The 15,595-nt window shown below is 39.0% G+C and carries 20 protein-coding genes; 5 read left to right on the forward strand and 15 right to left on the reverse strand.

From position 1 onward, the window contains the following. The first annotated feature begins 37 nt into the window (after positions 1-37). Together ACESSZ_RS00515 and ACESSZ_RS00520 are read left to right on the forward strand one after the other, a co-directional pair. Complete coding sequence (locus ACESSZ_RS00515) at positions 38-1,270, forward strand: MFS transporter (protein ID WP_117547546.1); 1,233 nt, start codon at positions 38-40, stop codon at positions 1,268-1,270. 69 nt (positions 1,271-1,339) lie between these two features. After that, positions 1,340-1,921, forward strand: a complete 582-nt coding sequence (locus tag ACESSZ_RS00520; protein WP_270355558.1) for a uracil-DNA glycosylase family protein — start codon at positions 1,340-1,342, stop codon at positions 1,919-1,921. A gap of 27 nt (positions 1,922-1,948) precedes the next feature. On the opposite strand, the gene ACESSZ_RS00525 is transcribed toward ACESSZ_RS00520, so the two are convergent. The 10 genes from ACESSZ_RS00525 to ACESSZ_RS00570 form a co-directional block, all read right to left on the reverse strand. Next, on the reverse strand, positions 1,949-2,404 hold the full coding sequence (locus tag ACESSZ_RS00525; RefSeq protein WP_117547545.1) for a low molecular weight protein-tyrosine-phosphatase: 456 nt from the start codon (positions 2,402-2,404) through the stop codon (positions 1,949-1,951). Between the two features lie 391 nt (positions 2,405-2,795). After that, positions 2,796-4,367 (reverse strand): recombinase family protein, encoded by a 1,572-nt coding sequence (locus tag ACESSZ_RS00530; protein WP_026648813.1) that lies wholly within the window; start codon positions 4,365-4,367, stop codon positions 2,796-2,798. Continuing rightward, positions 4,364-6,055, reverse strand: a complete 1,692-nt coding sequence (locus tag ACESSZ_RS00535) for a recombinase family protein (protein ID WP_161286410.1) — start codon at positions 6,053-6,055, stop codon at positions 4,364-4,366. The genes ACESSZ_RS00530 and ACESSZ_RS00535 overlap by 4 nt, the downstream gene beginning before the upstream one ends. Before the next feature lies 1 nt (position 6,056). Continuing rightward, positions 6,057-7,748 carry a recombinase family protein gene (locus ACESSZ_RS00540; protein WP_161286412.1) on the reverse strand — a complete coding sequence of 564 codons (1,692 nt, stop codon included), beginning with the start codon at positions 7,746-7,748 and terminating at the stop codon, positions 6,057-6,059. Positions 7,749-7,856: 108 nt separating this feature from the next. Then, positions 7,857-8,105, reverse strand: coding sequence for a DUF6870 family protein (locus tag ACESSZ_RS00545; RefSeq protein ID WP_015568866.1), 249 nt, complete (start codon positions 8,103-8,105; stop codon positions 7,857-7,859). Further along, the gene (locus ACESSZ_RS00550; RefSeq protein ID WP_161286413.1) at positions 8,086-8,466 is read right to left on the reverse strand and encodes a type II toxin-antitoxin system PemK/MazF family toxin; all 381 of its coding nucleotides are present in this window, start codon (positions 8,464-8,466) and stop codon (positions 8,086-8,088) included. The genes ACESSZ_RS00545 and ACESSZ_RS00550 overlap by 20 nt, the downstream gene beginning before the upstream one ends. 580 nt (positions 8,467-9,046) lie before the next feature. Next, complete coding sequence (locus tag ACESSZ_RS00555; RefSeq protein WP_172677211.1) at positions 9,047-9,520, reverse strand: sigma factor-like helix-turn-helix DNA-binding protein; 474 nt, start codon at positions 9,518-9,520, stop codon at positions 9,047-9,049. Between the two features lie 326 nt (positions 9,521-9,846). Continuing rightward, entirely contained in the window at positions 9,847-10,278 is a 432-nt protein-coding gene (locus tag ACESSZ_RS00560; protein WP_161286416.1) for a hypothetical protein, read from the reverse strand. A gap of 4 nt (positions 10,279-10,282) precedes the next feature. After that, positions 10,283-10,495, reverse strand: a complete 213-nt coding sequence (locus ACESSZ_RS00565; RefSeq protein WP_029732086.1) for a sporulation initiation factor Spo0A C-terminal domain-containing protein — start codon at positions 10,493-10,495, stop codon at positions 10,283-10,285. Between the two features lie 150 nt (positions 10,496-10,645). Then, positions 10,646-10,963 (reverse strand): helix-turn-helix domain-containing protein, encoded by a 318-nt coding sequence (locus tag ACESSZ_RS00570; RefSeq protein ID WP_008688152.1) that lies wholly within the window; start codon positions 10,961-10,963, stop codon positions 10,646-10,648. Between the two features lie 179 nt (positions 10,964-11,142). Between ACESSZ_RS00570 and ACESSZ_RS00575 the strand changes: the two genes are divergently transcribed. Then, positions 11,143-11,349 (forward strand): DUF6219 family protein, encoded by a 207-nt coding sequence (locus ACESSZ_RS00575; RefSeq protein ID WP_161286417.1) that lies wholly within the window; start codon positions 11,143-11,145, stop codon positions 11,347-11,349. A 76-nt stretch (positions 11,350-11,425) separates the two neighbouring features. Here ACESSZ_RS00575 and ACESSZ_RS00580 read toward each other — a convergent pair whose 3' ends face one another. From ACESSZ_RS00580 to dinB, 5 genes are all read right to left on the reverse strand, one after another. Beyond that, positions 11,426-11,797, reverse strand: a complete 372-nt coding sequence (locus ACESSZ_RS00580) for a hypothetical protein (protein ID WP_055059686.1) — start codon at positions 11,795-11,797, stop codon at positions 11,426-11,428. Between the two features lie 9 nt (positions 11,798-11,806). Then, complete coding sequence (locus tag ACESSZ_RS00585) at positions 11,807-12,379, reverse strand: ArpU family phage packaging/lysis transcriptional regulator (RefSeq protein WP_161286419.1); 573 nt, start codon at positions 12,377-12,379, stop codon at positions 11,807-11,809. Positions 12,380-12,629: 250 nt separating this feature from the next. Then, positions 12,630-12,869, reverse strand: a complete 240-nt coding sequence (locus ACESSZ_RS00590) for a hypothetical protein (RefSeq protein ID WP_161286420.1) — start codon at positions 12,867-12,869, stop codon at positions 12,630-12,632. A gap of 12 nt (positions 12,870-12,881) precedes the next feature. Beyond that, on the reverse strand, positions 12,882-13,094 hold the full coding sequence (locus ACESSZ_RS00595) for a LexA family protein (protein WP_161286421.1): 213 nt from the start codon (positions 13,092-13,094) through the stop codon (positions 12,882-12,884). Positions 13,095-13,108: 14 nt separating this feature from the next. Next, on the reverse strand, positions 13,109-14,356 hold the full coding sequence (dinB, locus tag ACESSZ_RS00600; protein ID WP_161286422.1) for a DNA polymerase IV: 1,248 nt from the start codon (positions 14,354-14,356) through the stop codon (positions 13,109-13,111). A 192-nt stretch (positions 14,357-14,548) separates the two neighbouring features. On the opposite strand from dinB, the gene ACESSZ_RS00605 reads away from it, so the two are divergent. Together ACESSZ_RS00605 and ACESSZ_RS00610 are read left to right on the forward strand one after the other, a co-directional pair. Continuing rightward, a complete protein-coding gene (locus tag ACESSZ_RS00605) occupies positions 14,549-15,283 on the forward strand; it encodes an XRE family transcriptional regulator (protein ID WP_117457278.1) in 735 nt (244 codons plus the stop codon). Between the two features lie 57 nt (positions 15,284-15,340). Next, on the forward strand, positions 15,341-15,541 hold the full coding sequence (locus tag ACESSZ_RS00610; RefSeq protein WP_054335619.1) for a helix-turn-helix transcriptional regulator: 201 nt from the start codon (positions 15,341-15,343) through the stop codon (positions 15,539-15,541). The last annotated feature ends 54 nt before the right edge of the window (positions 15,542-15,595 follow it).

The following is a 15,595-nucleotide window of genomic DNA, read 5'->3' on the forward strand; positions in this document are numbered from 1 at the left end:
TACCGTCGTTCGGTATTATAAAAAGGAGAACTCTTATATGAAGAAACATTATGTATGGAACAAAAATTTCACTTTGCTTGTCATCGGCCAGATCATCTCATTATTCGGCAATGCCATGCTTCGCTTTTCCTTGTCCCTTTATGTATTAGATACCACCGGTTCAGCTAGTGCATTTGCCACGATCTTAGCTATTTCCATGATTCCTACCATTCTCTTATCCCCCGTTGGCGGTGTTTTAGCAGATCGTATGAGTCGTCGTCATATCATGATCTTACTAGATTGCTTTACCGGTTTTTTACTGCTTGGTTTCACGTATTTAATCACACAAGCATCTTCCTTAGCCCTTGTTGCCATCACAATGATCGTATTATCAATTATTCAATCCTTCTATCAACCTGCTGTACAAGCTAGTATTCCCTTATTGGTCGATGAAGAAAAATTGATGCAAGCGAATGGGATTACCGTACAAGTAAATGCGTTAGCCACTTTGTTAGGTCCCATCTTAGGTGGTGTTTTATTCAGCCTGCTTCCCTTTGCTACTTTATTGATTATTTCTGCTGCTTGCTTCTTATTTTCTTCCCTATTGGAATGCATCATGCAGATTCCGTTTGTGCCTCAAAAACGAAAAGATACATTTCTAAAATCCACCTGGCAAGATCTGAAAGCAGGTATGCAATTCGTCTATTGTGATCGTCCAACATTATTTAAGTTATTGATGATCCTTGCCCTGTTAAATTTCATTTTATCATCTTTAATGAGTGTCGGTTTGCCGGTCATTTCAAATATCACACTAGCTTTAGATCCCGTTTACTTTGGCTGGTTACAGGCAGGTATCGGTATTGGCAGCATCATTGGCGCTATGTTACTACCTATCTTTCAAAAACGTTTTCAGCTGGCTCATTCGTATATCTTTCTCATGCTTGCTAGCTTATTTCTTTTCCCTATCGGTCTAGCCATAATGTTTTTAAACAGTGTTTATGTAAGTTATGCTATCGTATTCGCTGCCAGTATTTTATGTATGGCTTTTGCTGCTATTTTCAACATCTATGCACAAACCTATTTACAACACAACACACCAAACGAGATGCTAGGAAAAGTCAGTTCCTTTGTTACGATGATCGTTATGTGTACCTATCCGTTAGGACAAGCTGTCTATGGTGTCTTATTTGATGTATTGGATGCGCTGCCGTATCTGATTTTTATGGTCGCTGCCTTCATATCCATTGGCATCAGTTTACGCTGTCGCTCAATATTAAAAGTAATAGAATAGCTTTTCTTGTATGCCATGCTTCCTATGTTTTATAATAAATACTACTAAGAGGTGATACTATGAGCGATTTTGAAGAAATTAAAAAAGAGCTTTTACAATGTCGGCTTTGTGAAAACATCTTTCCACACGAGCCAAGACCGATTTTTTCAAGGAAATCCTCACGCAAAAATTTTTCAGATTTCTCAGGCGCCTTCCATTCATGTACATGAAAGTGGCCTTCCTTTTAACGATGCCAGTGGAAAACGGTTGCGCCAAGAATGGTATCAAATAAGTGATGCATGCTTTTATGATCCAAACAATTTCTACATTGCCTCTATGGGACATTGTTATCCTGGCAAAAAAGAGCGTGGAGGTGATTGTTTACCACCCAAACATTGTGCAGAGCACTGGTTACAAAAAGAAATGGCAATGGTGGATAGCGAGCTTTATATCATCATTGGTGCACTTGCTGCCTCTTATATATTCCCCAAAATACCTTTTCATGATCTTGTCTTTAATACCCAAACCTTACACGATCGAAAAGCTTTCATCTTGCCACACCCTTCCCCTTTAAATAATCGCTGGCTCAAACAACATCCAAAATTTATTAGTGAACGCCTTCCACTTTTACGCAAAGTCTTACATGAAATTTTAGATATTCCATCGCTTTAAAAAAATGACGTAGCAGTTACGTCATTTTCATTTTGGTCTAGTTTCCTCTAATAATCCTTGACAGCCTTCCAATACATCCGTAAATGTTTCATCGAAATTACCTGTATACCAAGGATCCGCGATATTCCCTTTTCGCTTTGTATGATCCAATAATTTAGAAAGTTTATGATGATACTGTGCTGGCAGCATGCGTGTTAGATTACGCATATTAGCATCATCCATACCGATGATGTAATCGTATTTTTCTGCATCTTGTATGCAAATCTGTCGTGCATAATGTTCAACAATTGGAATATTTTGTTCCCTAAGTTTTCTTCTTGTTCCATGATGAATCGGATTGCCAATTTCTTCTGTGCTTGTTGCAGCAGAAGCAATACAATATGTTTCCTGTAGATGGTTCTTTTTAACCAGCCAGCACATGATGGATTCTGCCATTGTTGAGCGACAGATGTTCCCATGGCAAATAAAAAGTATTTTAATCATGTTCTTATATCTCCTTAAATCGTCATATTTCCTTGTATAAATTCTTATATTTTAGCAGGAAAAAGTTGTAAAATAAACTACCCTTATTTTATAACTCACTTATTATCCATTTCTATCATTTCTTTTGAATATCAACAAAGACCAAGTGATTGTATGCATTCAGTGTAACTCCTACATCAGAATGTTCCATAATCTTTTATAATGTCTTAGGGTTCATTCCTAACTTTGCCATATTAGAACAAAGGTATGTTGACAAACATGTGGATGTGTCAAGTATAGGACAAAAAAAATTTTATTTTTTTCTGCCGAAGACTATCTGACGCTTCCATCAGGTAGTCCCAGCACCTTTATTATCTTCTGGTAAGTCATTCTTGTCCTGCTCAAGTTACCTCTATTCTGAAAAAATATCGTCAAAATTCCATTCGATTTCGATTTCATCCTGACTATGAACACGGATCACCTTGATAATCTCACGCAGCTTCTCTGTATCGAACTTCTGAATTCCCAAGAAATCTTTTAGTTTTATTTTATCAGAAAGTTCATTTTGTTCAAGAAGCTTTTTACTATTCTCCGCATCTTCTATCTTTCGTTTTATTTCCTCCAGCTGTACACTTATCTTTCCTGCTCTCTGCTTATACGAATCACGATCTATACGACCATCTTTGTAATCATCATAGAGTTTCATCTTTTCCGAGGTCAACTGTCGGCTCTGTTTTTGCAATTCTGCGGTATTGATCTCTTTGTCGTCGCATTGCCTGTTGGAAGATACTTTCTTTTCTTTTTCCAATATTGACGCTGCATACTGATGAACAAGCCCAAGGATATTCTCCTCCAACGGTTCCCGCCGGATCACCAGACTTCGACACACAGGATCTCCATTGGTTCGGGCATCTGAACATTTCAGCAAATGCTCTGTTTCTTTTAGCAGAGAATGCCCGCAGTTAGCACATAGCAACAATGCCGGCTGTTTTTTACGTCTTTCCAGAGTAAAATTGGTACGTGATTCCGCAACACTTCTCTTCTTTTTCGGATGCATTTCATTTGCTTTTTCAAACAATGCCCTGTCTATAATTGCCGTATGATGATTTTCCAGGCGAACCCATTCTGTTTCATCATTCAGAACTGCTTTATGACCGGTATGCATACTGCAACGTGTTTTTCCCCAGATTCTGGTTCCAATATAAATCTCATCCCGGACAATTGCCGCTACTGTCGTAGGGCTCCAGTGTTTCTTTTTGATCGTGTCAAACCTCTGGAACTGCACCTGATCCCCTCTTGATAATTTCTGCTCATCACAAGTGGCAATCGCCTGTCCGTTCAATTCCCTTGTAATATCCGCAAAACTTGTTCCTTCCGCTGCCATCCGAAAAATCATTTTCACGACTTTTGCAGCCTCTGGATCTACTTCCAGCCTTCCATCTTTTCCTTTTTTATAGCCATATCTGGCATTTACCGGAAGGCGTGTACCATTTCTCGTTCTTGTCTGCAATGCTGATGAAATTTTCTTGGACAAATCCAGGCTATACATATTGTATACCAGATTCTGCAATGCTACATTCATTCCACCAGTCATTCCGCTACTTGCTGCACTGTCATAGCTGTCATTAATCGAAATAAATCGAATCTGTAGAAGTGGAAAAATATATTCAATATAAAATCCAACTTCCAAATAGTCTCTTCCAAATCTGGAAAAGTCTTTCACAACTACACAGCCGATTTCTCCGCTTTTCATGTCATCCTGCAGCTGTTGAAATCCCTGCCTTTTAAAATGAGTACCGCTGACACCGTCATCCACATATTCCAGAATATCCGACTCAACTACACCCAGCTCATCAATTACAAATGATTTTAACAGAATTCTCTGAGAAGTTACACTGTCGCTCTCTTTTTTGGCTCTGCCATCTACATTGTCATCTTCTGCAGACAAACGGATGTAAACAGCTGTTTTTCTAAGATCTGTCATCTTGACTGCGCCTCCTTCTCTTTCTTTAGTTTCTGTAAATCTGCAAACTGATCGTCATATACCAGCTTGATCTCATAATCATACTTACCATGGATAATAATTGAATCCACAAAGGCATCTGCCATTTCTTTTGTCAGCTTACGCTTTGACATATAAGTATGTATCACATTTCCCCAGCCTTCTTCAATGTGGTAATCCTGGGAATACCGAACCTGTGCCGCCAATACTGTGTCCAGACGGCTCTTGATATTCTCAATTTCATTGGAATAGATCCGAGAAAACTGTATGTATTCTTCTTCTGTAATCAAACGTTCGGAATAGTCTTCATATAAATCCGATTTACGCTTACTGATACGGCTTAGTTCTCGTCGAAGTTTTCCTACCTCTTTATCCAAAAGCAGGTACTGTGTCTGATTTTTGGAAGCTGCATTCATTTTCTGAATCATTTTTTCTGTATCCAATACGGTTTTCATATGCGTTTGGATCAGGCGAAGAACATCGTCATCCACATATTCTTTTCTGACTCTGTGCCCTTTGCATTGCTTTCCTCCGGATTTATGGTTAGTATTGGCTCCGCAGATATAAAAGAATGTGCCATTTCTTTCTCTGGACAACGTCATGCGGTTGCCACAGCCTCCGCACCATATCTTTCCTGTATAGAAATTATGGTTTCTAATAGCCCCATTGTTCTGCTGATGTTTCTTCTTATAAGCTTCCGTATATTCCTGGATTTTAGATTGTACCTGTTGAAACAACTCTCTATCTATAATCCCTTCATGCGTGTTCTCCACATGCACCCATTCACTCTCTGGTCGATTTCTCTGTTTATTTCCCTGGAAAACACTTTGCTGATATTTTCCAAATACAGAATCACCTGTGCAATGAACATCCTGAAGAACTCGTTTCACTTCATAATTGTTCCAGGGTTTTGACTCCGGAAGCGGCTTCTCACCGGTTTTATAGAATTTTCTCTGTAAAGTCGGCGATAAAACTCCATCTTTATTGAGCTGTCTTGCAATATCACTATAGTTCCTGCCATCCATATACATAGAAAATATACTTTTCAAATGTTCTGCAGCTTCTTCATCAACGATCAGCTGATGATGGTCTTCTTCTGACTTTCTGTAACCATACGGTTCCCAGGCACTTGTAAATTTTCCTTTTTTCCAAAGAGCTTTTTTTGCGCTGCTGCTCTTTTTGGCAAGGTCTTTCGAATAGAACTCATTGATAATATTCTTCAGTGGAACTGTAAGATCCACACCCTCTCTGAAGGAATCGAAATCATCTGTCACAGCCAGGAATCTTACATGAAAAAACGGAAATACTCGTTCAATATAGTTGCTGGTTTCGACATAATTTCTTCCAAGTCTGGACAAATCTTTTACAATAACACAATTGATTTTTCCATGCTTGATATCTTCCATCATCTGTACGAATCCAGGACGGTCAAAATTTGTACCTGAATAGTCTGAGTCCTTATAAACTTCCGCAACCGAAATATCTTCCGTATCTGCTACAAAGTTTTTCATCAATTCCACCTGGGTTTCTATCGTCCCTCTTTCTAATGTTTCTTCTGTTTCCATTGAAATTCTGGCATACAATCCTGCCCGGAATGGTCTTCTCACCTCTGTCTGGACGGTTGCACTGCCGACTACTTCCGGAATGTTTTTCCTACTCTTTCGTGCCATTTTATACAACCTCCTTTACCTTGACCTGCAGATTATTATCATCATCTACTACCGTATCAACTCCCATAGCCGGTAATTGATTCAGCAATGTCTGATAACAATCATCAAAATCAAAAGTGATCTCTATATTCTTTTTATCATATACTCTGATTTTCCTGATCAGTTCTACCACCACTGTGCGGGACAGTTCTTCAATATCCTGATATTTCACAAAATAATCCAGCCAGGTATTGGCATTGTCTGCTTTTTCCAGCTCACTATCCATTTCTTTCTGGATTGCACGGATATTCTTTTCCGCATTTCTAAGCCTCTTTCCATAGGCTGCATGAAGCTCTACATAGTCTTCTTTTGATACAATGCCCTCTTTCATATCCGAATAGAGCATCATCCGTAACTCCTTACAACGTTCTGTCTCCTGTTTTTTCTTCTCCAGCCTGTCCTGCAGCTTCTTCATATTGATCTCCTGAAATGGCACAGTACCAACAAATTCCAGGACTCTTTTCAGGTGCAGGATATTCTGGATATGCTGTTTCAGCATCACCAGTACGGCATCTTCCAGATCCTTTTCCGGTATTCTATGACTGGAACAGCGTTTTGTTTCTTTATTTGCGGAACATAGATAATAAGCATATTTTTTCCCTGCCACAGTAGAAACCTTTCTTGTCATAGGTGCACCACAATCCGCACATACAGCAATTCCGGATAACAGATATACTTGCTTTTGGTCAGGCGAAGTACGTGTATCCATGCCCAGAAGTCTCTGAACAATTTCAAAATCACGGTCACTCACCAATGGCTCATGATTTTTCTCAATCCGGATCCAGTCATCTTCCGGTTTCACATAAGTCTGCTTCACTTTATGGTTCGGTGTCGTCCTTTTTCCCTGCACAAGGTTTCCGATATAAACCTCGTTTTCCAGTATCCTGCGGACGGTAACGGAACTCCAAAGTGCCTGTTCTTTCTGCCGGAAGCCTGTTTCATAACGACTGCCGTTGCTGATTTTATACTCAAATGGGGAAAGAATACCCAGTTCATTTAAACGATTAGCGATCGCATCCTGACTCATTCCCTGCAGCTTCATCTTAAAAATATCCTGTACTACACTGCCTGCAGATGGATCAATCTCTAATTTATGCTTATCTGTCTTTGTCTTCCTGTATCCAAAAGCTACAAACGGAGTCACACACTCACCTTTTTTCCTCTTAATCTCAAGATTACTCCTGATCTTAATAGAAATGTCACGGCAATAAGCATCATTGATTAAATTCTTAAATGGGATAATAATTTCGTCTGCCTGATTCTTTCCCTTGAGACTGTCATAATTGTCATTGATGGCAATAAAACGCACACCAAGAGCCGGGAATAATCTCTCGATATACTTCCCGGAATCAATATATTCCCTTCCAAATCGTGATAAATCTTTTACCACTACGCAGTCTACAATCCCACGCCGGATATCTTCCAGCATTGCCTGGAATGCAGGACGATCAAAATTAGAGCCTGAGTAGCCATCATCAACTCGGACTGAAACAACTTCTATATCTTTTTTGTCTTTCAGGAAATCCAGAATCAAAGCTTTCTGGTTAGAAATGCTGTTACTTTCCAGTTTTGCTGAACTGGAAATATCGCCATCTTCTTTAGATAATCTGACATAGATGGCGGCATGATAGATTTTATTGATATTCTGATACATATCTTACCTCCTTTTATTACGTCAGAAAATCCATGTAATAAAAGGGGGCTGCATAATTTGTCCTTACCGACATTCTAACACAGTCCCCTCAATCTTGCCAGTACTTTTTCAGACACTCAGAAGCATATTCTCAAATGCCTGCTCCATAGATATACCGTTATTGGCAAATCTGACTTTTACTTTCATATTACCGATCCGGACCAGATAAGGATTTCCTACTTTATTCAGGAAAATATCTCTCCGTTCCTGAAGCGATTTATTTCTGTCTGCTTTTATCATCCGTAGATCAGTCATTTCATTTATATCTACGTCACTGAAATCCTGCTCCAGATAATTTCTATATTCCTCTGCCGTCATGCCCTTCTCCTTCCATTCCCATCTGAATCTGTACTGCTTTCAGTACCCGATCCAGGCTCCACTTGTTCACTCTTCCGCATTTCTCAATAATACATTTCGTAGAAATGCTCATAACCTGTTCAGCCAGTGCCAAACTTCCTTTTCGGATTCCCGTCATATCATATTTGCTGATAAACACATGTGTTGGCAAATACCGTTTCTTATAAATTCTTGATGTCAGCGGAACTACCGTTATGACTGAACTGTATGTATTGGCTTTATTATTACTCACTACGATCACCGGTCTTATTCCACCCTGAACAGATGTTGTAGGAAACATACCGAGATCTGCCCATAAAATATCTCCTCTGCGGATTGTCATTTGTCCTCTCTCCAATCTATTATTTTTATTTGTAAAGCATCCATAGCGCTATATTGGCTCCACAGGAATACGGCAGAGTTTCTTTCCCATAAGGAAAGCTCTGCCGCATAACCTCTATAGCCAATTTGATTATTAAACAGTGCTCGCTCGATTCTATTTATCCTCGATACCCCGAATCGTTACTCCCGCATATGCAGGAAGGGAATAATAACCTGCCCGGATGCATACTCCGGACCACACCCCGGAAACTCTCGTTTCCAGGCTCCAGCAGTTCATAGGTTTACCAGTTACAGACTTCTCAGGATCTGCAAGTGTATCGCATCTCATACATATCATCGCATCACCAGCCTGCCAGCTGGCTTCGGTCAGTGCTTTTTCGCAGCATTACGGACTGAACTAAAAATCTTTGTTTTGTCTTATAATCCTATAGCGGCATCTTCCTCGTGCTCTTTGCATGAAATGTCACGTCAGTTATTATTGGATATTCAGTTATCATGGTTCATTTTAGGAAGTCCTTTAACTTCCTCTAATTACTAAAGTCAAATGACTTTGGCAGATGCAAAAGATTTTGAAAAATTTTTTAAAAAAATTTATTCATATACATTTCACGCATCTTATTAAGAGTGGATTTCAGCTTGTATGACAGCATCTGTCTGGAAATCCCCATAATCTCCGCCATCTGTGTCTGTGTCTTGTTTTCAAAGAAAATGCCATAAATAATCATGCGTTCCTCTGAGTTCAGTTGATTGATCACTGTGTGAATATCCTGCTGTTCCATTTTTGTCAGTACACAGTGCTCCACATCACAGTTCAGATCTGGAAAATCCTCAATCATGAAGCCTTCTCCATCAATGGACTGACCGCTGTAAGGTACTTCTCTCAGCATCTTATCCACAACCTCACCCAGTTCATTCTTAATCTCAACTTTTTTTGCCTTGCTGCTTCTGTAAAAATTATTCATCGCATACGCAACTTCTTTTGTAATCTCGATCATTTCTCCATCAATATTTGCGTAATACTTTCCTTCGTAAAAATATGGGTGTTCAATATACATATCCGTTCCTCCTGAATTTGAAATCTTGTTGCTCGTTTCAAATCCAGAAGGCGGACCTCTGTTTAGGATCATGCCTGCTCCGCCTTTATCCTGCCGGGATACGCCCGCAGTTATTGGCTGAGAAATTCAGGCACGAAAAAAAGCCCCAGTAGTTTTTTCTTAACTACTGAGGCTTTAGTCTCTTTCTTGTATTCAGTTATCTATGCCTTCTTTCATCAGCATAATCATTGTATCAGGATAAAGTTCACAAAGTATCCGCAATACATTCCCATAAGTTCATCTCATTATTAGAATCGTACATATTTCAGTATAAAAAGTTCACCGTGTTATTCTTCTACTTCTTTTCCATCTATATATAGTTGAAATTTATCAGGATTATTGACTACATCATAGTCCTTTCCGTATTCTACAGGTCTATATTCGGCTGTCATTACCGATTCCCCATCTTCAATATCCTCTTTCCATAAATAGATGTTCATATCAAGGCTCGTCGCATATCCCCTGTCTGTGGAGAATTTTGTCGAATAAAATGAATCATCCTTGTACATCTGCAAAAGTTCTCTTGCAAACGCTTCTCTATCCTCGATATGTTCCCGGTTAGCGACTACGGTTAGATTTTCATCCCGATTTACGGAAAATGTTCCTACCACATCCGGTTCGCCTTCCTTATGACCAGATTCAGATTTCCCATAAATACTTCCTGCAGCAATTATCAAGATCACTGCTCCTGAAATCAATGCAATTATCTTTTTCTTCATATTTTTATTTTCCTTTTAGTTTTTTTACTGCGTAATTGATTACTTCTTCCGGTGTGGGTCTGTCTCCTTTAAGTGTCATTTTCTTCCATTCTTCCTGCACAGCCGGATCGGGATTATCAAATCCTGCATCTATGGCTATCTGCATTTCTCTGCGTACCTCTTCTGGTGTTGTGTTGTACTTTTCTGCAATCTTCTCATAAATAGTTTTCTCTCTCATTCATTTTCCTCCAATATATAAGTAGAATTACACCTTGTTCTATAGAACTAATTTAGCATATTTCTATTATCATGAAAAGACACTTTACAACTTAAAGCTGAATAAAAGGTCAAAAAAAGAAGAGCTACTCGCTCTTCCCAGTTTGTCATATCACTCTTCCAATAATGTGTGAATTACTTTGATGATTTTTTTCTGCTCTTTGATCGGAAGTTTTTCAATTTTTTCTGTCAGCTCATTGGTAACACCTGTAACTGAATGTGCCACAACATCAATCAAAAGAGTATCTGCTGAAACATCTAATGCATTTGCAATTGCAACAAAGGTATCCAATTTTGTAACTTTCAAGCCTCTCTCTATTACACTCACATGCGTTGGACTTAAATTTACTAATGCAGCCAGTTCCTCTTGCGTGAGATTTTTTGCTTCTCGTGCTGATTTGATTCGCTGTCCTACTGCTTTCAAATCCATCGTAACACCTCCTCCAGAACGAATAATCGTTCTGAATTTAGTATACTTGTGGATATCTTAAATATACAGAATCGCAAAGCCAAGTTCTAATTCTACAGAACTATATTCAAAGTTTTTCTTTGCATTTTCGTAAAAAAGCGTTATGATTGAATCAGTTAAATCAAAGGAGGTATCAAATCATGAAATCACATAAATACTGGTCCTTAGGCGCACTTTTCTGTATGTTGGGATGCATTTATTCTGGAATCAAAAAATCTATGACTGCACATAAATACTTTGCCTATTCTTCATTGCTTTGTATGGGCATGTCCATTTATTCCGGTCACAAACTGGTTTCTCCAAAGAAGAAAAAAATCACTGAATCAAATAATAGTGAGAATAATTAAATAAAAAATTGACCTTTATTCATCAAAGACAAAGTTGCTGGAGAATATTTTTTCTCTCCAGCAACTTTCTTTATCTTTAAGCCATTGAGATACAATACTGTCCAATCAGCTTCATCCAACTATTATATTTATTCTTTTCACACACCTTTCGGCAAATTTCATTCTCCATCAATACACAGAACATCTTATCATAATCAAATGCCCAAACAGCACCATTCACATGGTTTTCCACTGCTTTCTGATCTATGCTTTTCAAGCGTGTGACCATTTTTTCAATTTCTCCATTTCCCAAGTTACCGATATTTTTGCAGATAAACCGAAAGAAATTCAACGTTGCATATTCATCATGCCAATGGAACTCTTCTGGATTGTTTTTAATTTTACTGGCTCTCAGCTGTTCTTTGATTATCTGAGCAGCTACACCTTTCATCGAATCTTCGTATCTCATATTATTCACCTACTCTTCCTCAACGCCCAGTGACGGTTTAAATCTTTTATCCTTTGCCTGCGGTACCACGATCTCATAAAAATAAAATCCTAAATACCCAAGTGCCTGCTTCTTCATTTTATAAAAAGAAGTCCTGCCTATTCCTAACTCCTGTTGTACTTCCACATCTGTCTTATTATAATGACTGCAAAAACAGGAATGAAGGATCTCACTGAGCATCACACCATTCGGTGCATAGAACTTCACCAAAGTCATTCCCCGATAGATCATGTCCGACAATCCATAAATAATCATCAGATTATTCATCTCCCGGTGCATCTTTGGCACATTCAGCTGGCTGTTATAAATGCTCAGATAACTCAATGCATATGCCATATCTTCATTGATTTTCTCCTGGCATTCCATATCCAGTTCTTCTAACACAATCTGATTTTCCAAAATCAATTTCTGATAGCTTGTCATCAATTCTTTAATATCAGTATAATGTCTTTCGATTGTAACTTCCAGATAATCCTGTGCATGACTTGCCATCTGGAAGGTAATTTCTTTCATTGATTTAATTGCATAATCTCTGTCTGTCATCAGTTTCAAAATCTCCTTATCATCATCACACTAACTGGCGGTCTTTCAGACCAGTTCGCTTTCCCCATGATTTTGATGGGAAGCAATTACTTACTACAACTTGCAGAAGCGGATATCCAAAAGGCATTGTGGGAGCTGCCTTTACTGACCGGAATCCCTCTTCTTATGTAAAACCTGCAGGAATATAAAGGGAAAGTGACTATCCCTGCCGGTTAATAATCCAAATAATATCGTCTATACCAATCTCTCCTTATGCTGTTTTTCTCTCCATAAACCATTTATCCACTTCGTAAAACAAGTGGCTTTCCTGCCCCTGTATCATACAGATGTACATCATTCCTACACCGCCTGCCTTTCTGCTGGCGCATCGCTCGATTTTCAAAATTCTGTCAATGCTATACTTTCTTCCATCCTCCCATGTAAAAAATATGGGAACCAGCTGTCCGTCTTTCCGAAACTCTGCTACTACATCTACATATACTTTGTTCATGCCGACACCTCACTATAAAATCTCAATTGCTCTTGGCGATGCCGGGATTCTGCGGATATATCCATTTAACTCCAACTGTTTGATTCTGGAAAAAGCAGATGATGTTGATCTTACTCCGATCATTTTTCCAAATTCCCGTACTGTCGGCGGATATCCATGCTCCTTCGTATAATCCAAAATACACTGATAACTTTCTTTCTGTTTTTTGGTTAATGCTTTTTTCAAATCTATCCCTCCAATTACCCATGAAAATAACTGTGTGGATGGATCGTGTGCGTACCAGCGTCTAAGTGGGATAAGACTTTATCCTGATACATTGCCGCTCGCTGTATACTGAAATAACCAAACCGTCGTCTGATCTCATCTACAGTACGATCCAGCTTCTCTAACTTTTCCTTTTTCTCCTGATTTCCAAATAAATCCAACTGCACGGGAATATCATCCAACACAAGATCTACTGCTCGTATACCAAGGCTTCTGATTGGATGCTCCCATTTATAATGATCCTTAAACAACTGAAATGCTGCTGTCACAATTTCATCTGTTATATTTGTCGGATGAAGTAATTGTTTCTGCCTCGAAAAACTAAACAAGCCATTGTCCCGAACCGTAATTTCTATCGTTTTGCATTTAAAACCATGCTTTCTCAATCTTGCTGCAACGCTTTCTGTTAGTGCCATCTGAATAATCCAAACATCCAGATCATCTTCCAAATCTCTTGGAGTTGTGGTACTATTGCCGATTGACTTCACCGGAGCTGCATACCCGTCTTTGCAAACTGGATCATTGTCCCAGCCATTTGCAAATGACCATAACACAATTCCCATTTTTCCAAAATGGCTTTCTAGCATTGTTTCATCACTTTCTGCAAGTTCCCCAATGGTTCGGATCCCCAGCTTCTGAAGTTTCTTCCGCGTCTGTCTTCCAACATAAAGCAGATTCGATGCAGGAAGCTGCCAAATCATACTTTTATAATTCTCCCGGTTAAACTCTGTAATCGCATCTGGCTTTTTGTAATCCGAACCAAGTTTCGCATAAATCTTATTCCAGGAAATTCCAATACTTACCGTTACACCCAGTTCATATTTAATCCGATGGCTGATTTCTCTTGCAATCGTTATTCCGCTTCCTTTCAGATTTCTGCTATCTGATACATCCAGCCAGGCTTCATCAATCCCATATGGCTCGATCTTGTCCGTATACTCCGAATAGATTTCTCTTGCCATCTGTGAAAATCTCAAATACAAGTCCATCCGTGGTGGTACAAATATGATTTCCGGGCAAATCTGTTTTGCCTGCCATAATGCCATTCCGGTCTTTACACCTTTTCGCTTTGCAATATAATTTGCTGTCAGCACAATTCCATGCCGAGCTTCCGGATCACCGCCAACTGCAAGAGGCATTCCGGCAAATTCCGGGTGATGCAACATTTCCACACTTGCATAAAATGAATTCATGTCGCTATGAAGAATTGTTCTGTCTCCCATTAACTCCACCACCTTCTCCCTGTTTGCTTAATTGTCTTATCAATTTCTGTATGCTTAGTATATATCTCCGTATTGGAGATAGTCAAGCGACATCTTGGTCGTATTATCTCCCTTTTGGAGATTTTTCTTGATTTTTGATTTTATTCGGGTTATAATGCATATAGAAAAATCAAAAAGAAATGAGGCGAACATATGCGTGCTTTCGGAGAAGTATTAGTAGAAAACAGAAAAAGGAAAGGCTACTCCCAGGCGGATCTGGTGGACTTACTTGCTCAGGAAGGAATTGAAGTTACTACGAAAGCAGTCTCCAAATGGGAGAATCTAACAAGAGAACCCTCCTTACACACAATCCTGACAGTTTGTCAGATTTTAGATATTGAAGATATATACGAAGAATTTTTAGGTGAAAATCCATTTGATCATGTCATGGAAAATTTGAATGAAGACGGCAAAGCTAAGATTATTGAATTTGCCAATCTTCTGCGGGCGTCCAGAAAGTATCTTCCGCATAGAGCCGATATCATTCCATTTGAAAATTATCAGCCGATTGCAGTAGAGCCAGCTTCTGCCGGTACTGGAAATTATATTGAAGACAGTGTAAAAGAAAGTTACAATGTCGGTCATCTCGCACCTGAAAAGACGGATTTTGGAATCCGTATATCTGGTGACAGTATGGAACCAATGTATCATACCGGAGATGTTGCATGGGTTCATAAACAAGACAGTATCTCCAACGGTGAAATCGGTATCTTCTATCTCAATGGCAATACCTATATCAAAGAGCTACATGACGGTCCGGATGGAGTTTATCTGGTTTCATTGAATGAAAAGTATCATCCAATCCAGATTTATGAATCTGATTCTTTTAAAATCTTTGGGAAAGTAATCGGAAAATGCAAAGGAGCAGAAATCCCTGGTTTTCATTAAAGATCAACTGCAGACTTCTAGCCTGCTCTTGCTGAAAATAATAAAGGAAGTGATAAAATGGCAATTAACAACACACTTAAAGATATCCGTGAAGAACGAAATCTCGTTCAGGCAGATCTTGCAAAAGCTGTCGGTTCTTGCAGTGATACCATCGGACGCATTGAGCGTGGTGAGCGAAATGCCTCTCTCGAAATTGCAATCCGTCTGGCACATTATCTGAAAATGCCAGTAGAAGAGATTTTTCAAATTGAAGACTGAACCGCAAATATCAGAAAACCGAGGACTGTTCCCCGGTTTTTCTTTTTCGCCAAA

Origin of the sequence: Eubacterium sp. 3_1_31, assembly GCF_964249515.1 — a bacterium.
GTDB classification, from domain to species: domain Bacteria; phylum Bacillota_I; class Bacilli_A; order Erysipelotrichales; family Erysipelotrichaceae; genus Longicatena; species Longicatena caecimuris.